Raw genomic sequence first — 20,573 nt, 5'->3', positions numbered from 1 at the left:
ATCGCGCAAAATCGCCATTGGGCGGTGTGTCCCATTCAGGCTTGGTGGAGCCAGTATTCATACGACCTCCTAAAAACGAAAGTCACGAACCCAGGGGCGGCAAGCGGGCGGCGATGTCCTCCACCAGTTGCTGCGCCAGCACGCGCTTGGAAGCACGGGGCAACTCCCGGTGACCCTCCGCATCCACTAGCAACAGGGCATTGTCATCCATCCCAAAAGTGGCAGGGCCAATGTTGCCCACCAGCAGCGGTACCCCTTTGCGCACGCGCTTGGCCGTCGCATGGGCCAGCAGATCATGGCTCTCCGCCGCAAAACCGACACAGAACAAATCGCCTGCGAGGGCATGCGATGACTTCGCCACCGCAGCCAGAATGTCGGGGTTCTCGACAAAACCCAGGGTCGGCGTCTGGCCCGATCCGTCCTTCTTGATCTTCTGGGAAGACTGGCTGGCAGGCCGCCAGTCCGCCACGGCAGCCGTGGCAATGAACACCGAAGCCGCCTGTACATGCCGTTCCACCGCCGCCAACATTTCCTCGGCCGACAGCACATTCACACGGCGCACGCCACGCGGAGTGGGCACATGCACAGGCCCGGCCACCAAAGTGACATCGGCTCCGGCCTCGCGGGCCGCGCGGGCGATGGCAAAGCCCATCTTCCCGCTTGAAAGGTTGGTGATACCGCGCACAGGGTCGATGGCCTCAAAAGTGGGGCCCGCCGTCACCAGCACCTTGCGCCCCGCCAGGACCTTGGGCGCGAAGAAGGCAATCAACTCCTCAAGCAGCTCCCCAGGTTCCAACATACGGCCATCGCCGGTCTCGCCACAAGCCTGGTCGCCGTTGCCCACACCCAGCACCACCGCACCATCCTGCGCAACCTGGACCAGGTTGCGCTGCGTGGCTGGGTGAGCCCACATCTCACGGTTCATGGCGGGTGCCAGCAAAAACGGCACCTGGTGCGCCGGACGTGCCAAGCACAGCAGGCTCAACAATTCATCCGCCCGCCCCTGCACCAGCCGCGCGATGAAATCCGCACTGCAGGGCGCGATCAGGATGGCATCGGCCTCACGGCTCAGGTTGATGTGGGGCATGTTGTTGGGCTCTCGCGCATCCCACTGCGAGCCATACACGGGGCGACCGGAAAGGGCCTGCATGGTGACCGGCGTGATGAATTGCCCGGCCGCTTCGGTCATGACGACCTGCACGGTGGCCCCCTCCTTGATGAGCTGGCGGCACAGATCAGCCGCCTTGTAGCAAGCCACGCCCCCACTCAGACCCAGAACAATGTGTTTGCCAGCAAGCTCATTCATGGAGCGAATTTAGCAGACGGGGGTGACCCTGCCGGCCGGGGTGCTGCCGGGGTGCCATCTATAATCCCAATTTCCCACCACCAAAAAAGACATGACCAAATTTGTCTTCGTCACCGGCGGTGTGGTGTCTTCCCTCGGTAAGGGAATCGCCTCAGCCTCCCTTGCCGCGATCCTCGAATCGCGGGGACTCAAAGTCACCCTCATCAAGCTTGACCCCTACATCAACGTAGATCCGGGCACCATGTCGCCGTTTCAGCACGGCGAGGTTTTTGTGACCGACGACGGTGCAGAAACCGACCTCGACCTGGGCCACTATGAGCGTTTCATCGAAACGCGCATGAAGAAAACCAATAACTTCACCACGGGCAAGATTTATCAGTCCGTGCTGGAGAAGGAACGCCGTGGCGACTACCTGGGCAAGACCGTGCAGGTCATTCCCCATGTCACCAACGAAATCCAGGAATTCATCAAGCGCGGCGCTGGCATCGGCACGCCGGACGCTGTGGATGTGGCCATTGTCGAAATCGGCGGTACGGTGGGCGACATCGAATCGCTGCCGTTCCTGGAAGCCGTGCGCCAGATGAGCCTGCGCATGGGCCCCAACAATGCGGCCTTCGTGCACCTGACCTACCTGCCCTGGATCGCAGCAGCGGGCGAGCTCAAGACCAAACCCACCCAGCACACCGTGCAGAAGCTGCGCGAGATCGGCATCCAGGCCGACGCCCTCTTGTGCCGCGCCGACCGCCGCATTCCCGAGGAAGAGCGCGCCAAGATCTCGCTGTTCACCAACGTGCCCGAATGGGGCGTGATCAGCATGTGGGATGTGGATACCATCTACAAGGTGCCCCGCATGCTGCACGAGCAGGGCCTGGACGGACTGATCTGCGACAAGCTGCGCCTGAACACGCCGCCCACCAGCCTCAAGCGCTGGGACGACCTGGTGCACGAAACCGAGCACCCACAAGGCGAAGTCACCATCGCGATGGTGGGCAAGTATGTGGACCTTTCGGACAGCTACAAGTCCGTCAACGAGGCTCTGCGCCATGCCGGCATGCGAAACCATGTGCGCGTGAAGATCGACCATGTCGATTCTGAAACCATCGACGGTGCGGACGCTGTGGCCAAACTGGCCAAGTACGACGCCATCCTGGTGCCCGGCGGCTTTGGCCAACGCGGTGTGGAAGGCAAGATCGCCACGGCCCAGTTTGCCCGCGAGCGCAAGGTGCCCTACCTGGGCATCTGCCTGGGGATGCAGGTGGCCACCATCGAATACGCACGCCATGTGGCGGGCCTGGCCAACGCCAACAGCACCGAGTTCGACCCCACCACACCGCACCCCGTGATCGCGCTGATCACCGAGTGGAAAGATGCAGACGGCACGATCAAGAAGCGCGATGAAAACTCGGACCTGGGCGGCACCATGCGCCTGGGTGCACAAAGCTCTGACGTATCGGCCAACACGCTGGCCCACAGCATCTACGGAGATGTGGTGACCGAGCGCCACCGCCACCGCTATGAAGCCAACGTGAACTACCTGGACCAGCTGCGCAAGGCGGGTCTGGTGATCTCGGCGCTTACGCAGCGTGAAGAACTCACCGAAATCGTGGAGTTACCGCAAAACGTGCACCCCTGGTTCATCGGCGTGCAATTTCACCCCGAGTTCAAGTCCACGCCCTGGAACGGCCACCCGCTGTTCAATGCCTTCATCAAGGCGGCGGTGGAACACCAGAAGCAAGCGGCGAAAGCCTGAGGAAAACGGCCATGCAACTGTGCGGATTCGACGTCGACCTCCACCAGCGCTTTTTCCTGATCGCGGGCACCTGCTCCATTGAAGGTTTGCAGATGTCGCTCGACGTCGCAGGCCAGCTCAAGGAAACCTGCACCGCCTTGGGTATCCCGCTGATCTACAAGGGCTCGTTCGACAAGGCCAATCGCTCGTCCGGCTCCAGCCAGCGTGGTGTGGGGCTGGAGGCGGGTCTCAAGATCCTGGACGAGGTGCGCCGCCAGTTGCAGTTGCCCATCCTGACCGATGTGCACGACACAGCTCAGGTGGCCGAAGTGGCCAGCGTGGTCGATGTGCTGCAGACGCCCGCATTCCTGTGCCGCCAGACCGACTTCATCCGCGCCGTGGCGCAGTCTGGCAAGCCGGTGAACATCAAGAAGGGCCAGTTCCTCGCACCCTGGGACATGAAGAACGTCATCGACAAAGCCCGTGCTGCCGCGCTGGAAGTTGGCCTGTCGGAAGACCGGTTTCTCGCCTGCGAACGCGGCGTGAGCTTTGGCTACAACAATCTGGTGGCCGACATGACCAGCCTGGCCGAGATGCGCAAGTCTGGCGCGCCGGTGGTGTTTGACGTAACCCATTCGGTGCAAAAACCTGGTGGGCTTGGCGCCGTGAGCGGCGGCGCGCGCGACATGGTGCCTGTGCTGGCCCGCGCCGGTGTGGCTGCGGGCGTGGCAGGGCTGTTCATGGAAACCCACCCTAAGCCCGCTGAGGCCTGGTCGGACGGGCCCAATGCCGTGCCCCTCAAGCACATGAAGGCGTTGCTGGAGACCTTGGTGGCGCTGGACGACATCACCAAGAAAAACGGATTCCTCGAAAACAACTTCAACTGACAGGACGAAAAAATGGCCGTCGCCTACATCATCGTAGACATGAAAGTGACTGACCCCGAGCAGTACAAGCTGTACATGGCCGCCGCCCCCGCTGCGGTGAAAGCCCATGGTGGCGAATACCTGGTTCGCGGCGGAAAGTTCGAGACTTTGGAAGGCGATTGGACGCCAGCACGAGTGGCCATGCTTCGTTTCCCCAGTTTCGACAATGCCAAGGCTTTCTACGACGCCGAGTTGTACCGGGCCGCGCGCGCCAAGCGCGAAGGCGCCACCGAGTTTTTCAATATGGTGCTGGTCGAAGGCGTAGACGCCCCGGTCTGACCCTTATCTATCCAAAGGAAAAAAATGAGCGCAATCGTTGACATCGTAGGCCGCGAAGTTCTGGACAGCCGCGGCAATCCCACCGTCGAATGTGACGTGCTGCTGGAATCGGGCGTGATGGGGCGCGCCGCCGTGCCTTCGGGCGCATCCACCGGCAGCCGCGAAGCCATTGAAATGCGCGATGGCGACAAGAGTCGCTACCTGGGCAAGGGCGTGCTCAAGGCCGTGGAGCACATCAACACCGAAATCAGCGAAGCCGTGCTGGGCCTGGATGCCTCCGAGCAGGCCTTCCTGGACAAGACGCTGATCGACCTGGACGGCACCGAGAACAAGAGCCGCCTGGGCGCGAACGCCATGCTGGCCGTGTCGATGGCCGTGGCCCGCGCTGCCGCCGAGGAATCCGGCCTGCCCCTGTACCGCTACCTGGGCGGCATGGGCAGCGTGCAGTTGCCCGTGCCGATGATGAACGTGATCAACGGCGGCGCGCACGCCAACAACAGCCTGGACCTGCAAGAGTTCATGATCATCCCCGTGGGCGCTCCCACCTTCCGCGAAGCTGTGCGCTGGGGCGCTGAAGTGTTCCACGCGCTCAAGAAGATCATCCACGACAAGGGCATGAGCACCGCCGTGGGCGACGAAGGCGGCTTTGCCCCCAGCGTTGAAAACCACGAAGCGGCCATCCGCCTCATCCTGCAAGCCATCGAAGCTGCGGGCTACACGGCGGGCGAGCAGATCGCCCTGGGCCTGGACTGCGCCGCGAGCGAGTTCTACAAGGACGGCCACTACGTGCTGGAAGGCGAAGGCGGCCTCAAGCTCACTGCGCAGCAATGGACGGACATGCTGGCGGCCTGGGTCGACAAGTACCCAATCATCAGCATCGAAGACGGCATGCACGAAGGCGACTGGGACGGCTGGAAGCACCTGACCGAACGCCTGGGCGACAAGGTGCAGCTGGTGGGCGACGACCTGTTCGTGACCAACACCAAGATCCTGAAGGAAGGCATCGACAAGCGCATCGCCAACTCGATCCTCATCAAGATCAACCAGATCGGCACGCTGACCGAAACCTTCGCGGCCATCGAGATGGCCAAGCGCGCCGGCTACACCGCCGTGATCTCGCACCGCTCGGGCGAAACCGAAGACAGCACCATTGCCGACATCGCCGTGGGCACCAACGCCGGCCAGATCAAGACGGGCTCGCTGTCGCGCTCGGACCGCATCGCCAAATACAACCAGCTGCTGCGCATCGAGGAAGACCTGGGCGAAATCGCTCAGTACCCTGGCCGCGCTGCGTTCTACAACCTGAAATGAAGCTCCACCTGAGCCGCTTCGCGCCTTCCCCCGCTCCTGCGGGAGGGGGACCCAACCAGTGGCCCGGTCAAGCCGGTTCCACGGGTGCACTGGCGTGCAGCGCGCCCAGGACACAGGCATGGCCTGCTGCAGCCGGTCGGACGGCGCGGCATCGCACCAAGGACTGAACCGCCGCCATGGGCTCCCGCATAGTGCCTGTCATCCTGCTGGCTCTGCTGGCAGCACTGCACGCCCAGCTCTGGCTGGGGCGTGGCAGTGTGCCGCGCGTCAACGAGATGCAGCGGCAGATTGATGTGCAAAAGGTCGCCAATGACCAGGCCCGGCAGGCCAACGAGCGCTTGTCCTCGGAGGTGCACGACCTCAAGGAAGGGCTCGACATGGTGGAAGAGAAGGCGCGCAGCGAATTGGGCATGGTCAAGCCCAACGAGGTCTACGTGCAGTTCACGCCACGCTGAGCCCGTGCGTTTGCACTCCGAGGTTCAGTGACCCTCCCCCAAAAAACCGCCGTTCGGATGTCTTGACGACGGCACAGGGGGCGACGCCCCATCTTCTGACCACCTGCCCCCGTGCCCTCCTCGCCCACCATCGTTCTGCTCGGCGCGCCCGGCACTGGAGCCCAGGCGTTGAGCGACGCGCTGCACATGCAGCTTGCCGCCGGTTCCGCACACATTCTCTGCAACCCTGCCCTGTGCGGCCTGCCCCCTGAGGAAGTTGAGGCCAGCCTGATTCTGCTGATGGGGCTGGATCTGCCCTGCCCCGCTGGCGAACGGGCGGCGCAGGAGGCAGTCGACGCACGTTTGCGTGTGGATCTGGCCCAGGCTGGCATGGGCTATCGGGTGGTGTATGGGCATGGCGAGCAACGCATTGCCAATGCACTGATTGCTATTAAAAATATAGCAACAAATATTCACCAATCAAGCGCCAGGGGCATTTTTGACCCAAAATCCGATGCCAGCACCCGCACACCTGCCCGTCTTCGCGCCTGGAACTGCGAAAAATGCAGCGACCCTGAATGCGAGTACCGCCAGTTCACCGCGCTCACGGGGCGGGACACACGCACCACCTGAATCCTGGCAACCCAGGGCGCATCCCCCAAAAATGCGTGCTGGGGAGGGGGTGGCGCGACGGTAATCAGGCTTGCTGCACGAGGCCGCGCTTGAGTTCCTTGAGCAGCAGCACCACCTGGCTGGAGCCATAGCGGTACCCGCCGTGGAGCACCTGCACGGCCTTCTCCCATTCCCCTTGCTGGGCCCATTCCACCAGCACCGCGGCCTGTTCGTGAAAGTACTGGTGGCGCGCCATCAGCACTGCATAGGCAGGCTGGTCGCCCAGCAATTCCCCGCCCACGCCATGCAGCCACCGCCCGAGCGCGCCACGGTCGCTGCGGCGCACCTCCGCAGGGTCCAGGCCCTCGCTGGTGCGGCCTTCGAGGTAGTCCATGAGGTGGGTTTTCCAGCGCTCGTGGGCATTGATCGCTGCGTCGATGTCGAGGGCCGCCAGCACAGTGTCCGCACGCAGCGAGTCCGGCGCGCCTGCGGCACGGCTGCTGTCGCACAGCTCCAGCGAAGGCACAGCCTCCCGCCCTCGGGCGCCCACAAATACACGACGTAAGAAATCCATAGCCCCTCTTGCCACACCATGCGGCGCAGCTGCCAGGTGCTCTATGGAGCACCCTTGCAGAGAACCTCGTGTGTGAAAGGCGCCCATCTTAGGTGCGCAGAGCGGGGGAAAACGCGCGCGATTGTCAACGATGGTCATCCGCCCGGTGCCTCGGCCGGCCGCTGCAGCTCCATGGCGGCAATGGGCGCTGGGACGCCTACTGGATGCCGGTCGGCCCCGGCGGCTGGGTGGCGGTGGGTGGCAGAAAAATCTGTGCGGCATCCACCGCATCGAAGCGGTACTGCTGGCCGCAGAACTCGCAGCCCACCTCGATGTCCTCGCGCTCTGCCAGGATGCTCTCGGCTTCTTCGATGCCCAGGTTGCGCAGCATGTTGCTCACGCGCTCACGGCTGCAGGTGCAGGCAAAACGCGGTCCGCTGGCACCCTGCTGGGGTTCGAAGCGCAGCAGCTTTTCCTCCCAGAACAGGCGGCGCAGGATGGTGTCCACATCCAGCGTCAGCAGTTCCTCGCGGGTCAGGCTGGCGGCCAGGTGGGCAATGCGGTTGTAGTCTTCGTTGTGGCCGATCTGGTCTTCGTTCTCGCGGTGCGAGAGGCCCGAGGCCAGGTTGCCCTCGCCCTTGATCGGCATGCGCTGGATCAGCAGGCCGGCGGCCACCTGATCGTTGGCGCCCAGCACCAGGATGGTGTCGAGCTGCTCGGATTGCAGCATGTAGTGCTGCAACACGTCGGACAGGCGCTCCAGCTTCTCGTGGCGGTCGCCGTACAGCGGAACCACGCCCTGATAGGGCCGCTGTCCGGGGTGGCGGTCCTTGGGGTCCAGCGTGATGGCGCAGCGGCCACCGCCCCCCACATTCACCATCTGGCTCAGCGGTGCGCCTTCTGGCACTTCGCCATTGAGGGTGGCCGTGGCACGCAGGCTCAGGTCCGACTGCACTTCGGCCACAGCCAGTTTCACGGGGCCGTCACCAAACACTTGCAGCACCAGCGCGCCATTGAACTTGATGTTGGACTGCATGAGCACGCCTGCAGCGGCCATTTCGCCCAGCAGCTCGCTCACGGGTGCGGGGTAAGCGCCGTTGGCGGTGTTGCCCGCACGGCGTCGCAGGATTTCGGTCCAGGCATCGGTCAGGCGCACGACCATGCCACGCACGGGCAGGCCTTCGAAAAGAAACTTGTGGAGTTCAGACACGCAGGGGTTCCAGGAGAAAAAATGGGCCGCAGCAACGAAAGAAAGCGGCCGCCGCTCAGGCGAGTTTGTGCAGGCCGTTGTGGTAGCGGCGGGCGTTGTCAATGTAGTGCCGGGCGCTCTCGCGCAGGCCTTCGATCTGCTCGGGGGTCAGTTCGCGCACCGCCTTGGCGGGGCTGCCGATGATCATGGAACCATCCGGGAATTCCTTGCCCTCGGTGACCAGCGCACCCGCGCCCACCAGGCAGTTTTTGCCGATCTTCGCGCCATTGAGCACCACGGCGCCAATGCCGATCAGCGACTCGTCGCCGATGGTGCAACCGTGCAGCATGACCTGGTGGCCCACCGTCACACGCTCGCCCACCACCAGGGGCTTGCCAATGTCGGCGTGCAGCACGCTGGCATCCTGGATGTTGGAACCGGCACCAATGGTGATGGTCTCGGTATCACCCCGGATCACCGTGCCAAACCACACGCTGGTGTCTTCGCCAAGCACCACATTGCCCATCACCTGGGCGCTGTCCGCCACCCAGGCCGATGCAGCCAACTGGGGCACCATGCCATCGAGTTCGTAAATCGCCATGCACCACTCCGAAAAAGAGGAAAGGCCAGCGTTTGCGCAAGCCCAGGGAAGTCGCCAGTCGTTACAAAGCGTGCGCAGTGTTCCGAATGGCAGGGCCTAGAATTGTAAGGATGGAGCTTCGCCACCGTGCATTGCAGGTCTTGTGCCTCGCCGACCCTGAACAAAAAGCGGCTGCAGCGCTGGATCTGCATGCGCAAGCAGCTATATTTTCAATAGCAAAAAAAGCCCCCTCGCCGCCATCGGACGCCAGCGCACTGCCCGGTCGGCCCGAGCGGCCGTCGCTGCTTCGCCATACCGACGTCGCCCGCCGTTCGCCCGCCACCGCACAGGGGCGAGCCATCCTGATTCACGCCATTGCGCACATTGAGTTCAACGCCATCAATCTGGCGCTGGATGCCGTGTGGCGCTTTGATGGCATGCCCCGCGACTACTACACCGACTGGATGCTTGTGGCTGGCGAAGAGGCCCGGCACTTCCGCCTGCTGCGCGACCACCTGCGCAGCCAGGGGCACGACTATGGCGACTTTCCGGCCCACCAGGGCCTGTGGACGATGTGCGAGAAGACCCAGCACGACATCTTGGCCCGGATGGCCCTGGTGCCGCGCACACTGGAGGCCCGCGGATTGGACGCGACGCCGCAGATCCAGGCCAAGCTGCGCCAGGTGGGCACGCCCGACGCGCTGGCCGCCGTGGACATTCTCGACATCATCCTGCGCGACGAAGTGGGCCATGTGGCCATCGGCAACCACTGGTACCGCTGGCTGTGCGAGCGCCAAGGGGTGGACCCGGAGGCCCACTACGGCACCCTGGTCAAGCTGTACGAGGCCCCACGCCTGAAACCACCGTTCAACGAAACCGCCCGCCGCAAGGCAGGGTTCACCGACAACGAGTTGCGCTGGCTCCAGCAAATCTGAATTCCTGTGGTTACAGCGCGCGCCGGCAGCGGCTCCTACAATCCGCCGCGCCAGCCACCACTGACACTGGCCCCTCTTTCTTCGATACTCCCACCATGACCTCACCCTCCGCCCCCGGAACCCCCCCAGCCCCCCCCTCCGGCAGCCAGACCTCCGTCGCCATGATCGCGCGGCAGGCCATCGTGAATGCGCAGCAGGTGGTGGTTGGCTACGAGCTGTTCAATCGCTCACGCAGCGGCGCGGCGCATACGGCCGCCACCGATGTGATCCTGGTCTTCACGGCGCTCTCGCACGCGGGCACCGAAGAACTGGTGGGCAAGAAGCTCATCTTCGTGAACTGCACGCATGAAAGCCTTTCCGGGGGCCACCTCGAACTGGTGGAGCCCGACAAGGTGGTGCTGGAAATCCCCCCGCTGGGCCACACGGCGGCCGAAGAAGTTGCCACGCGCATGCCCATCCTGGCAGAGCTGCGCGACCGGGGTTTTCACCTGGCGTTCAACCACACGGTGCTGCAGTCGGCTTACGCCCCGTGGCTGCCGCTGGCGGACTACATCAAGCTCGATCTTTCGGTGCTGGCCGCCGACCAGCTGGCGGTGCTCATCAGCTATGCAGGCCGCCATTGCCAGGCCGAGCTGATCGCGGAAAAAGTGGAAACCGCCCAACAGTACGACATGGTGTCCAGCCAGGGAGTGCAGCTGTTCCAGGGCTACTGGTTCGCTCGCCCCGCGCTGGTGGAGGCCAAGCTGCTCACCCCGTCGCAGGCCAGCATCATCGAACTCATCAACCAGGTGCGCAAACAGGCCAGCACCGATGACATCGAGGACACACTCAAGAAGGACGCCGGCCTGGCCTTCAACCTGATGCGCCTGATCAACTCCGCGGGTTTTGGCCTGACGCGCGAGATCACATCCTTTCGCCAGGCCGTCATGCTCATGGGGCTCAAGAAACTGTTCCGCTGGGCGGCGCTGCTGCTCACGGCATCGCGCACCAGCGGCACGCCGTCGTCGGTGGGCCAGACCGCCGTCGAGCGCGGCCGCCTGATGGAACTGCTGGCCCTGGAGACGCTGCCGCCCGAGGAAGCCGACCAGGCCTTTGTGGTGGGCATTTTCTCGTTGCTGGACGTGATGCTGTCCATGCCCATGGAGTCCGCGCTGGGCCTGCTCAACGTGCCCGAGCCCGTGGCGGCGGCGTTGCTGCGGCGCGAAGGCTTCCTGGGAGACCTGCTGACCCTGGCCGAAGCCTGCGAGTCCAGCGACGATGTCGTTTTTGACCGCACGGCGGGCCTGCTGCACCTGACCAGCCAGCAGATCAACTTTGCGCACCTTCAGGCCCTGGCCTGGGCCGACCAGCTCGCTGCCTGAGTGCACCACACATTGATTCATAGGCGAGCGCCGCGTGCCGGTCTAGAATCATTGCAGCGCCCAGCACTTCACCACCGCGGACCCCATGTCGACCACACCTGAACAAGACGCCCCCGAAGCTGCACCGACTGCGGTTGACCCCGTGGACGAAAACCTTGCCATCATCGCGCGCCAGGCCATCGTGGACGAATCCCGCGCCGTCTATGGCTATGAGCTGTTTGACCGGTCCACCGCCTCCGATGCGCACACGGCGGCCAGCGATGCCGCCCTGCTGTTCAACGCCCTGTCGTACGCTGGCACCGAGGCCCTGGTCGGCAAGAAGACAGTGTTCATCAACTGCACCCATGACAGCCTTTCGGGTGGACACCTCGAACTGATCCACCCCGAAAAGGTGGTGCTGGAAGTCCCCCCCCTGCCCGACAGCGCCACGCCCGAGGAAATCGAAGGCCGCATCCCCACACTGGAAGCCTTGCGCACCCGCGGCTTTCGCCTGGCGTTCGACCAGCAGGCCTTGCGCCGCGCCTACACCAGCTGGTTGCCGCTGGCGTCTTTCATCAAGCTGGACATGCAGGCCTTCAAGCCCGAGCTGGCGGGGCCGCTGGTCAAGTTTTCCACCACCCACAGCAAGGCCACGCTGGTGGCCGAAAAGGTGGAAACCGCCGAACAGTACGAAATGATGCGCGACCTGGGGGTGAAACTGTTCCAGGGCTACTGGTTCGCACGCCCCTCGCTGGTGAAGGCCACCACCATCCGCCCTTCGCAGGCCACGATCATCCAGCTCATCAACCTGGTGCGCAAACAGGCCAGCACGGCGGAGATCGAAGACCTGCTCAAGAAAGACCCCACGCTGTCTTTCAACCTGCTGCGCTTCATCAACTCCTCGGGTTTTGGCCTGTCGTGCGAGATCACCTCGTTCCGCCATGCCGTGATGATCCTGGGCCTCAAAAAGCTTTTCCGCTGGGCAGCCCTGCTGATGACCACCTCCCGCGCCGGAGGAGCACCACCCGCCGTGGGCCAGACCGCCGTGGTGCGCGGGCGCCTCATGGAGCTGCTGGCCGGCGAGTTGCTACCGCCCGAAGACTGCGACAACGCCTTTGTCGTGGGCGTGTTCTCGCTGCTTGACACCATGCTGGGGGTTCCGATTGAAAAGGCGCTGGAATCCGTCGCCCTGCCCGAGCCTGTGATGGACGCCCTGCTGCGCGGGACCGGCGTGTTTGCCCCGTTCCTGGAGCTGACCAAGGCCTGCGAAAGTGGTGATGAAGTGGCCTTTGCCAAGGCAGCCGATGCCTTGCACCTATCCAACCGCCAGGTCAACTGGGCCCACCTGCAGGCCCTGACCTGGGCCGAGAGCCTCAACGAAGACTAGCCCCCGGGAGCGGGGTCGCTCCTCGCTCCCTGCATTCGCCTGCACGGGCCCTGGTCATCCAGGGCCCTTCGTTTTTCAGGCGGTCATTGATTTCCCTGAATGCCCGCCGCACGGATGATGCGCGCATTGCTCTCCGACTCCTGCGCGATCTGGCGCGCAAACTCCGCCGCCGTGCCACCGGTCGGCACGTTGTCCGTGGCTTCGAGCTTGCTGCGGATGTCAGGCAATGCCAGCGCCTTGTTCACCTCGGTGTTGATGCGCTCCAGCACAGCGGCGGGCGTCTGTGCTGGCGCATAGATGCCAAACAACGACGACAGGTTGGCGGCGGGCTGCCCCAGCTCCGCCAGCGTGGGCACCTGGGGCAACGAATCCAGCCGTGCCGGCGCACCCACCGCCAGCGGCTTGAGCTTGCCCGCCTTGATGTGCTGCAGCACGGCAGGCCCCGCATTGGTGGACAACACCTCGAACTGCCCGCCCAACGCGTCGTTCATCTGCTGGCCACCGCCCTTGTAAGGCACATGGGTGATCTGCACCTGGCTTTTGCCCATGATCTGCTCCACCATGATGTGGCCCAGCGACGCCTGCCCCGAGGTGGCCCAGCGCACGGCACCGGGCCGAGCCTGTGCGGTGGCGATCAGTTCCTTGAAATCCCCCGCCTTGCTGGCCGAGGTTCCGAGGAGCAGCACGGGCGAATACATCACGCTCACGACCGGTGCAATGTCCTTGTGGGGATCGAATGGAGATTTGCCAAGGTGCGGATTGAGCGCCAGCGGGCTCACCGCCGCAAAGCCCAGGGTGTAGCCGTCTGGCACTGCCTTGGCGACCGCATCCACGCCCAGGCTGCCGCTCGCACCGGCCTTGTTCTCGATGACCACGGGGGTGCCCAGCTGCACCGCGAGTTTGTCGGCCAGCGCACGGGCCACCGAGTCGCTCACGCCGCCGGCGGGATAAGCAACCACAAGGCGGATGGGTTTGGCCGTGGGCCAGGCCTGCGCCGTGGCCAGGGTGGCAGCGCCTATCAGCAACGCGCCGGTTATCGTTTTTTTCATGGGTTTCCTTGCGTATACAAGCTGTAGATACAAACGGCAGACGGCCGCGATACCAGTACCGATCCGCGCTATCCGCGCGGATGGTGCTGCGCATGCAGCGACTTGAGGCGTTCCCGCGCCACATGGGTGTAGATGGTGGTCGTGGAAATATCGGCGTGGCCCAGCAGCAGCTGCACCACACGCAGATCGGCACCATGGTTCAGCAAGTGTGTGGCAAACGCGTGCCGCAGCGTGTGGGGCGACAGTGGCACGGTGATACCCGCCACCTGCGCCCATTTTTTCACGATGACCCAGAACATGACACGCGTCATGCCGCTGCCGCGCTGGGTGACGAACAAGTCGTCCGTCTGCTGCCCGCCCAGGATGGCGCTGCGGCCCTCCTGCAGATAGCGGTCGAGCCACTGGCGGGCCACTTCGCCAAACGGAACAAGCCGCTCCTTGCTGCCCTTGCCCATCACCCGCAGCACACCTTCGTTCAGGCCCAGCTGAAAAGTCTTGAGCGTCACCAGCTCCGTCACGCGCAGCCCGCTGGCGTACATCAGTTCCAGCATGGTTCGGTCGCGCAGGCCCAACGGGTTGCCAACGTCTGGCGCATTGAGCAGGGCCTCCACCTGCGCCTGCGACAAGGTCTTGGGCACACGCAGGGGCTGGCGCGCTGCCTGCAGCCGCACTGTGGGGTCGGCCGTGGTGCGCCGCTCCCGCAGCGCCCAATGAAAGTAGCGCCGCAGCACCGTGAGGCGCCGGTTGGCCGAGGTGGCGCGGGTTTGCGCGTGGCGTGCCGCGAAGTAGCCCTGCAGGTGGTGCTCAGCCGTGTCATCAAGTGCCAGCGCAGGCTGCTGCGCGGCCAGCCACTGCGCATACAGCGTCAGGTCGCGCCGGTAGGCGGCCAACGTGTTGCGTGAAAGGCCGTCCTCCAGCCAGAGGGCGTCCACAAAGGTATCGATCGCGTTCAGGCTGGCGGTGAGCATCCAAAAACAATAGCACGTAAAGCCCATAAAAAAGCCGCCCGTGGTAACGGGCGGCTTTGTGCAGGAAGGAATGCGGTGCCGGTTATTCCAGCGTCAGCTTCTGCTTGACCACCACATCCTTGTACACGGCAAACTCTGCCTTGATCTGCTCGGCAAACTGCTCGGGCGTGTTGCCCAGCACGATGGAGCCGGTGTCTTCGATGCGTTTTTTCACGGCCGGGTCTTCCAGTGCCTTGCGCACGGCAGCGTTGACCTTGTCCACCACGTCCTTGGGCAGGCCCTTGGGGCCCACGATGCCGTAGTACGCCATGCGGTTCACGGGCTCCAGGCCCATTTCCTTGAAGGTGGGCACATTGGGCAAGGCGGCAACGCGTTGAGGCGCCGCCACCACGATGGGCACGAGGCGGTTTTCCTTGATGAAGGGCAGCGCCGAGGGCAGGTTGTCAAAAATCATGGGCACCTGGCCCGCCACCGTATCGTTCAGGGCGGGGCCCGCACCGCGGTAGGGAATGTGCGTGACGAAGGTGCCCGAGAGGTTCTTGTACAGCTCCATCTGCAGGTGGCCAATGCCACCCGTGCCGGACGAGGAGTACGAATACTTGCCGGGCGACTTCTTGAGCTCGGCCACGAACGCCTTGTAGTCCTTGGCCGGGAAGCCCGGGTGCACCGCAATGATGTTGGGCGTGGCCGCAATGTTGATGATGGGCGTGAAGTCCGTCAGCGGGTTGTAGGGCGTCTTGGGGTTGATGGCCGGGTTGGCCGCCGTGGTGGACACGGTGGCCACGCCCAGCGTGTAGCCGTCCGGCGCCGAACGTGCCGTTTCCGACGCACCCACGATGCCACCGCCACCGGCCTTGTTTTCCACGATCACGGATTGGCCCAGGGCTTTGCCCAGCGGGTCGGCAATCACGCGCGCAATGATGTCGGTGGTGCCACCGGGCGCAAACGGCACCTGCAGCTTGATCACCTTGTTGGGGTAGCCCTGGGCGGCTGCGGACCCTGCGGCGGTAGCCAGTACGGTCAGCGCGAGCCATTGACGACGATGCATGGAGTTCTCCTTCGTGCGGGGTAACAAACAGCGCTGATGGTATGCGCAACCAGCCCCATGGAGCCCTGCGGATTCCACATAAGGGCTAACCCGAAGAACTTGCCCCGCATCAAGTATTCTCGTTGCGTGAACTACGCCCAGCTCCTGATCCCGGACTTCTCCCTCATCCTTTGCGGCTACCTGATCTGCCGGTACACCGCCCTCAACCGCTCGGTGTGGCAGCCCGTGGAGAGCCTGGTGTACTACCTGCTGTTCCCCGTGCTGCTGTTCCAGTCCATCGTCAAGAGCCCGGTGGACATCGGCGCCGCGTCGGGCCTGATCGCTGCGGGTTTGACCATGGGTGTCACGGGCATTGCACTGGCCTACAGCCTGCCGCACTGGCCGTGGCTGGGCAAACACATCGACGCACGCGACCACGCTGCCAGTGCGCAGGTGGCGTTCCGCTTCAACTCCTTCATTGGCCTGGCCATCGCCGAGCGTCTGGCGGGCTCGGAGGGCCTGCTCATGATTGCCGTGCTGATCGGCGTATGTGTGCCGCTGTTCAACGTGGCGGCCGTGTGGCCGATGGCGCGGCACGGCCAGCACAGCTTTGCACGAGAACTGGTGCGCAACCCGCTCATCGTCGCCACGGTGTCGGGCCTGGTGGCCAACCTGCTGGGCTTTCAGATTCCGGAGTGGGCCAACCCCACGGTCAGCCGCATCAGTGCCGCATCGCTGGCGCTGGGGCTGATGGCGGCGGGCGCGGGCCTGCAGTTTGGATTGCTCTCGCGCGGCAAGGCGCTGAGCGTGGCGGTGTTGTCCATCCGGCACCTGGTGCAGCCGCTGCTGGCCTTCGGCATGGCACGCCTGTTCGGGCTGAACCCGGTGCAGACCACCATGCTGCTTGCGTTCTCGGCCCTGCCCACGGCCTCCACCTGCTATGTGCTGGCGGCGCGCATGGGCTACAACGGCCCCTATGTGGCAGGGCTGGTGACGCTGTCCACCCTGCTGGGCATGGTCAGCCTGCCATTTGCCCTGGGATTTCTGCGATGACCGATTCACACCCCGCCCCGCGTTCCGCCTCCTTGGTCCTGGCACAGCGCCGCACCCTGATGGCGGGCCTGGCCGCGGTCGCGCTGGTGCCGCCGCTGGCGGGCTGCGGGCGCAAGGCCCCGCGCGCCCAGGCCGTGCCCACCAGTGCCACGGTGCTGGCGCTGGGTGACTCGTTGACCTCCGGCGTGGGCGCATCGGCAGACACCGCCTACCCCGCAGTGCTGGCGCGCCTGACCGGCTGGAAGGTGGTCAACGCAGGCGTATCGGGCGACACCTCGGCCCAGGCGCTCGAACGCCTGCCAGCGCTGTTGCAAAAACACCAGCCCGCACTCGTGATCGTGGGCATCGGCGGCAACGACTTCCTGCGCCGCCAGAGCGCCAGCGCCACCCGCGCCAACATCCGCCAGATCTGCGCCGACGCGCAGTCCACTGGCGCCCAGGTGTTGCTGGTGGCCGTGCCCGAGCTGTCGCTTTTGGCGGCCTCCACCGGCCGGCTGAGCGACCACGCGCTGTACGAAGAAGTGGCGAGCGAGCTGAAAATCCCCCTGCACAGCAAAGGCTGGTCCGGCGTGCTGGCCGACGCGCGCCTGCGGTCCGACCAGATCCACGCCAATGCAGCGGGCTACGAGCGATTTGCGCAAGGGCTGGTGGAAACGCTCAAGGACACCGGACTGCTGGCACGGTAAAGCCACACAAGGTCACGGTTCAAATACTCATTTTTTGATAGCTACCAGCGCTTATCCATAAAGCGCTAGCATCCATTTCTATTCAAGATCCAGCGCCCAGGCCACATGCTCACGCACCAGCTCGCTGGGGTCCTCGGCGCGGGACTGCAGCGCCGCGCGCACCGCTTCATCCCCGGTGGCACGCAGCGCATTGCCCAGCGCCACGGCCACGTTGCGCAGCCAGCGCTCGTGGCCAATGCGGCGGATGGGGCCGCCGTCGGTCATGCGCAAAAAGGTGGCCTCGTCCCATGCAAACAGGTGCACCAGCTGCTGGCCCGCCAGGCCCTTGCGCTCGTCAAAGTCGGGCAACCGGCTGACCTGGGCGAACTTGTTCCAGGGGCAGATGAGCTGGCAGTCATCGCAGCCGTAGATGCGGTTGCCCATCAGCGGGCGCAGCTCCAGAGGGATGGGGCCAGCGTGTTCGATAGTGAGGTACGAAATGCAGCGCCGCGCATCGAGCCGGTGCGGCGCAATGATGGCCTGCGTCGGGCACACATCGATGCAGGCACTGCAGCTGCCGCAGTGGGCCGTGACCGGTTCGCTCGCGGGCAGAGCCATGTCCACATAAATCTCACCCAGAAAGAACATCGACCCCGCCTCGCGGTTGAGCACCAGCGTGTGTTTTCCCCGCCAGCCCTGGCCGCTGCGCGCGGCCAGCTCGGCCTCCAGCACGGGCGCCGAGTCGGTGAACACGCGGTGGCCGAAGGGGCCGATGGCCTCGGCGATGCGGTCGCTGAGTTTTTGCAGGCGCGCGCGCAGCACCTTGTGATAGTCCCGCCCCCGGGCATAGACCGAGACGATGCCTTCCTGCGGGCGCGCCAGACGCCCCCATTCAAACGCCTGCCATGCCCCCGGCGCCTGCCTGCCCATGTTTCCGGGCAAATAATCCATGCGCGCCGTGATCACGCTCACGGTGCCGGGCACCAGTTCGGCAGGGCGGGCGCGCTTCAACCCATGCGACGCCATGTAATGCATGTCACCATGGAAGCCCTGCGCCAGCCAGGCCGAAAGACCGGGCTCTGCCGCAGACAAGTCCACCCCCGCCACGCCGATTTGGGAAAATCCCAGTTCGCGGGCCCACTCCTGCATTTGAGGAACGAGTTGACTGTTGCACCACATACCGGCCAGATTGTAGGAAGCGCCGCTGCCGCTCCGGCAGAACCACCCCGTCAGATCACCTGGCACAGCGAGGATGACACCAGTGCCTTTGCACGCCAGCTTGCAGCGCAGCCGCAGTTGGCCAACGCCTACCTGACCCTGCACGGCGACCTGGGCGCGGGCAAGACCACGCTGGTGCGCCACCTGCTGCGCGCCCTGGGCGTTGGGGGCCGCATCAAGAGCCCTACGTATGCGGTGGTGGAGCCCCACGAGGCACCGGGCCTGGCCATCTGGCACTTTGACTTCTACCGCTTTGACGACCCACGCGAGTGGGAGGACGCGGGTTTCAGGGACATTTTTGCCAACCCCGGCCTCAAGGTGGCAGAATGGCCGGAAAAGGCTGCAGGGCTTACGCCACTTGCGGACCTTGCTATCCACATTGAAGCAATGGATGACACCGAAAGGAAGGTCACGCTGCACGCCCACACCGCCATCGGGCGCAGCCTGCTGCAAGCACTCTGAGACGCCGTGAACGAACCCACCCTGCCCGCCCGCCCCGCCGCTGCCCCCCTTCCGTCACGCCGCGCTGTGCTGCAGGCGGGCAGCCTAGTTCTGTTGCTGGGCACGCAGCAGATTGCGCGCGGCGCCACCATCCTGGCCGTGCGCGTGTGGCCCGCCCCCGAATATTCGCGCGTGACCATCGAATCCGACGGTGCGCTGGTGGCCAAGCAGTTCTTCGTGACCACGCCGCCCCGGCTGGCGGTGGACATCGAGGGCATTGACTTGAGCCCCGAGCTGCGCGAGCTGGTGGCCAAGGTCAAGCCGGACGACCCGAACATCGCCGGCATCCGTGTGGGCCAGAACGCGCCCGGCGTGGTGCGGTTGGTGGTCGACCTGAAACAGGCCGCCATGCCCCAGGTGTTCACGCTGCCACCCGTGGCCGCCTACCAGCACCGGCTGGTGTTTGACCTGTACCCGGCCGCGCCGGTGGACCCGCTGGAGGCACTGATTGCCGAGCGCCTGCGGGAGGCCCCCGCCAAGGCCGCACCGGCGCCCAACCCACCCCTGACCACCGCTGCAGCCGCTGCGCGCGCACCCGCCCCACCGGAGCACGACCCACTGGGCGATCTGATTGCACAACGCAGCCAGCGCCCCGGCCCACCCGAGCCGCCGCCCATGGTGGCTACTGCACCGCCCCCCGCCGAACCCGCGCGCCCCGGCATTCGAGCCACCTCCACACAGACCGACCGTCTCATCATCGTGGCGCTGGACCCCGGCCACGGTGGCGAAGACCCGGGCGCCATCGGCCCCGCAGGCACGCGCGAAAAAGACGTGGTGCTGCGCGTGGCACACCTGCTGCGCGACCGCATCAACGCCACCACCGTGGGCGGTAACCCCATGCGTGCCTACCTGACGCGCGACGGCGATTATTTTGTGCCCCTGGGCACCCGCGTGCAAAAGGCGCGGCGCGTGCAGGCCGACCTGTTCGTCAGCATCCACGCCGACGCGTTCACCACGCCCGCCGCCCGGGGGGCCAGCGTGTTTGCGCTGAGTCAGGGCGGCGCCTCCAGCACGGCCGCCCGCTGGCTGGCCAACAAGGAGAACCAGGCCGATCTGGTGGGCGGGATCAACGTGCAGTCCAAAGACCAGCACGTGCAGCGCGCGCTGCTGGACATGAGCACCACCGCACAGATCAACGACAGCCTGAAGCTGGGCACCGTGCTGCTGGGCGAGATCGGCAACGTGGGCAAGCTGCACAAGCCCCGCGTGGAACAAGCGGGCTTTGCCGTGCTGAAGGCGCCCGACATTCCCAGCGTGCTGGTCGAAACCGCCTTCATCAGCAACCCCGAAGAAGAAAAGCGCCTGCGCAGCAGCGCCTACCAGGAACAGCTGGCCGATGCGCTGATGCGCGGCATCACACGCTACTTTGCCAAAAACCCGCCGCTGGCGCGCAGCCGCTCCGTGTAGCCCCTGCTGCCCGAGGAGTACCCTGCGCCTTGCACTGGCGGGCAAGTGCAGGCACAGTAGCCTTCATCACGACGCCCATCCCAGCGATGGGAAGGAGGCAAGCT

General features: G+C 64.8%; 21 protein-coding genes. 13 read left to right on the top strand and 8 right to left on the bottom strand.

The features are described from left to right. Nucleotides 1-82: 82 nt before the first annotated feature. Nucleotides 83-1,306: a bifunctional phosphopantothenoylcysteine decarboxylase/phosphopantothenate--cysteine ligase CoaBC gene (gene coaBC, locus ARADN35_RS0116350; protein ID WP_010464006.1), complete on the bottom strand. Its 1,224-nt coding sequence runs from the start codon at nucleotides 1,304-1,306 to the stop codon at nucleotides 83-85. A 91-nt stretch (nucleotides 1,307-1,397) separates the two neighbouring features. On the opposite strand from coaBC, the gene ARADN35_RS0116345 reads away from it, so the two are divergent. The 6 genes from ARADN35_RS0116345 to ARADN35_RS26485 all read left to right on the top strand — a co-directional run bounded on the left by ARADN35_RS0116345 (nucleotide 1,398) and on the right by ARADN35_RS26485 (nucleotide 6,618). Continuing rightward, nucleotides 1,398-3,056 carry a CTP synthase gene (locus ARADN35_RS0116345; protein WP_010464005.1) on the top strand — a complete coding sequence of 553 codons (1,659 nt, stop codon included), beginning with the start codon at nucleotides 1,398-1,400 and terminating at the stop codon, nucleotides 3,054-3,056. 11 nt (nucleotides 3,057-3,067) lie between these two features. Beyond that, nucleotides 3,068-3,922: a 3-deoxy-8-phosphooctulonate synthase gene (gene kdsA / locus ARADN35_RS0116340; RefSeq protein WP_010464004.1), complete on the top strand. Its 855-nt coding sequence runs from the start codon at nucleotides 3,068-3,070 to the stop codon at nucleotides 3,920-3,922. Between the two features lie 12 nt (nucleotides 3,923-3,934). Next, nucleotides 3,935-4,240 carry a DUF1330 domain-containing protein gene (locus ARADN35_RS0116335; RefSeq protein ID WP_010464003.1) on the top strand — a complete coding sequence of 102 codons (306 nt, stop codon included), beginning with the start codon at nucleotides 3,935-3,937 and terminating at the stop codon, nucleotides 4,238-4,240. 24 nt (nucleotides 4,241-4,264) lie between these two features. Further along, on the top strand, nucleotides 4,265-5,551 hold the full coding sequence (eno, locus tag ARADN35_RS0116330) for a phosphopyruvate hydratase (RefSeq protein ID WP_010464002.1): 1,287 nt from the start codon (nucleotides 4,265-4,267) through the stop codon (nucleotides 5,549-5,551). Nucleotides 5,552-5,727: 176 nt separating this feature from the next. Then, on the top strand, nucleotides 5,728-6,006 hold the full coding sequence (locus tag ARADN35_RS0116325) for a septum formation initiator family protein (RefSeq protein ID WP_010464001.1): 279 nt from the start codon (nucleotides 5,728-5,730) through the stop codon (nucleotides 6,004-6,006). A gap of 111 nt (nucleotides 6,007-6,117) precedes the next feature. Continuing rightward, a complete protein-coding gene (locus ARADN35_RS26485; RefSeq protein WP_050812531.1) occupies nucleotides 6,118-6,618 on the top strand; it encodes a hypothetical protein in 501 nt (166 codons plus the stop codon). Between the two features lie 64 nt (nucleotides 6,619-6,682). On the opposite strand, the gene ARADN35_RS0116315 is transcribed toward ARADN35_RS26485, so the two are convergent. From ARADN35_RS0116315 to ARADN35_RS0116305, 3 genes are all read right to left on the bottom strand, one after another. Beyond that, the gene (locus ARADN35_RS0116315) at nucleotides 6,683-7,171 is read right to left on the bottom strand and encodes a CZB domain-containing protein (protein ID WP_029414089.1); all 489 of its coding nucleotides are present in this window, start codon (nucleotides 7,169-7,171) and stop codon (nucleotides 6,683-6,685) included. A 196-nt stretch (nucleotides 7,172-7,367) separates the two neighbouring features. Beyond that, nucleotides 7,368-8,360 (bottom strand): Hsp33 family molecular chaperone HslO, encoded by a 993-nt coding sequence (gene hslO / locus ARADN35_RS0116310; RefSeq protein WP_010463998.1) that lies wholly within the window; start codon nucleotides 8,358-8,360, stop codon nucleotides 7,368-7,370. Between the two features lie 55 nt (nucleotides 8,361-8,415). Then, a complete protein-coding gene (locus ARADN35_RS0116305; protein WP_010463997.1) occupies nucleotides 8,416-8,940 on the bottom strand; it encodes a gamma carbonic anhydrase family protein in 525 nt (174 codons plus the stop codon). A gap of 110 nt (nucleotides 8,941-9,050) precedes the next feature. Here ARADN35_RS0116305 and ARADN35_RS0116300 point away from each other — a divergent pair, with 110 nt between their 5' ends. The 3 genes from ARADN35_RS0116300 (at nucleotide 9,051) to ARADN35_RS0116290 (ending at nucleotide 12,581) form a co-directional block, all read left to right on the top strand. Beyond that, nucleotides 9,051-9,854, top strand: coding sequence for a ferritin-like domain-containing protein (locus tag ARADN35_RS0116300; protein WP_010463996.1), 804 nt, complete (start codon nucleotides 9,051-9,053; stop codon nucleotides 9,852-9,854). A gap of 95 nt (nucleotides 9,855-9,949) precedes the next feature. After that, nucleotides 9,950-11,215 carry an EAL and HDOD domain-containing protein gene (locus tag ARADN35_RS0116295; protein WP_029414088.1) on the top strand — a complete coding sequence of 422 codons (1,266 nt, stop codon included), beginning with the start codon at nucleotides 9,950-9,952 and terminating at the stop codon, nucleotides 11,213-11,215. A gap of 85 nt (nucleotides 11,216-11,300) precedes the next feature. Beyond that, entirely contained in the window at nucleotides 11,301-12,581 is a 1,281-nt protein-coding gene (locus ARADN35_RS0116290; protein WP_010463994.1) for an EAL and HDOD domain-containing protein, read from the top strand. Between the two features lie 83 nt (nucleotides 12,582-12,664). On the opposite strand, the gene ARADN35_RS0116285 is transcribed toward ARADN35_RS0116290, so the two are convergent. The 3 genes from ARADN35_RS0116285 to ARADN35_RS0116275 all read right to left on the bottom strand — a co-directional run bounded on the left by ARADN35_RS0116285 (nucleotide 12,665) and on the right by ARADN35_RS0116275 (nucleotide 15,646). Next, nucleotides 12,665-13,630, bottom strand: coding sequence for a Bug family tripartite tricarboxylate transporter substrate binding protein (locus tag ARADN35_RS0116285; protein ID WP_010463993.1), 966 nt, complete (start codon nucleotides 13,628-13,630; stop codon nucleotides 12,665-12,667). 68 nt (nucleotides 13,631-13,698) lie between these two features. Beyond that, nucleotides 13,699-14,598 (bottom strand): site-specific tyrosine recombinase XerD, encoded by a 900-nt coding sequence (gene xerD, locus ARADN35_RS0116280; RefSeq protein WP_010463992.1) that lies wholly within the window; start codon nucleotides 14,596-14,598, stop codon nucleotides 13,699-13,701. Nucleotides 14,599-14,680: 82 nt separating this feature from the next. After that, a complete protein-coding gene (locus ARADN35_RS0116275; protein WP_010463991.1) occupies nucleotides 14,681-15,646 on the bottom strand; it encodes a tripartite tricarboxylate transporter substrate binding protein BugE in 966 nt (321 codons plus the stop codon). A 126-nt stretch (nucleotides 15,647-15,772) separates the two neighbouring features. On the opposite strand from ARADN35_RS0116275, the gene ARADN35_RS0116270 reads away from it, so the two are divergent. Continuing rightward, nucleotides 15,773-16,678, top strand: a complete 906-nt coding sequence (locus ARADN35_RS0116270; protein WP_010463990.1) for an AEC family transporter — start codon at nucleotides 15,773-15,775, stop codon at nucleotides 16,676-16,678. Continuing rightward, entirely contained in the window at nucleotides 16,675-17,364 is a 690-nt protein-coding gene (locus ARADN35_RS0116265) for a GDSL-type esterase/lipase family protein (RefSeq protein WP_010463989.1), read from the top strand. The genes ARADN35_RS0116270 and ARADN35_RS0116265 overlap by 4 nt, the downstream gene beginning before the upstream one ends. 78 nt (nucleotides 17,365-17,442) lie before the next feature. Here the strand turns inward: ARADN35_RS0116265 and queG are convergent, their stop codons facing one another. After that, the gene (queG, locus tag ARADN35_RS0116260; protein ID WP_010463988.1) at nucleotides 17,443-18,492 is read right to left on the bottom strand and encodes a tRNA epoxyqueuosine(34) reductase QueG; all 1,050 of its coding nucleotides are present in this window, start codon (nucleotides 18,490-18,492) and stop codon (nucleotides 17,443-17,445) included. A 12-nt stretch (nucleotides 18,493-18,504) separates the two neighbouring features. Here queG and tsaE point away from each other — a divergent pair, with 12 nt between their 5' ends. Both tsaE and ARADN35_RS0116250 read left to right on the top strand, forming a co-directional pair. Then, nucleotides 18,505-19,023 carry a tRNA (adenosine(37)-N6)-threonylcarbamoyltransferase complex ATPase subunit type 1 TsaE gene (gene tsaE / locus ARADN35_RS0116255; protein ID WP_010463987.1) on the top strand — a complete coding sequence of 173 codons (519 nt, stop codon included), beginning with the start codon at nucleotides 18,505-18,507 and terminating at the stop codon, nucleotides 19,021-19,023. Nucleotides 19,024-19,029: 6 nt separating this feature from the next. Then, nucleotides 19,030-20,469 carry an N-acetylmuramoyl-L-alanine amidase gene (locus ARADN35_RS0116250; RefSeq protein WP_010463986.1) on the top strand — a complete coding sequence of 480 codons (1,440 nt, stop codon included), beginning with the start codon at nucleotides 19,030-19,032 and terminating at the stop codon, nucleotides 20,467-20,469. The last annotated feature ends 104 nt before the right edge of the window (nucleotides 20,470-20,573 follow it).

It is taken from the genome of Acidovorax radicis N35 (assembly GCF_000204195.1).
Lineage (GTDB): Bacteria > Pseudomonadota > Gammaproteobacteria > Burkholderiales > Burkholderiaceae_C > Acidovorax > Acidovorax radicis.
This window is presented reverse-complemented; position numbering and strand designations above follow the sequence as displayed.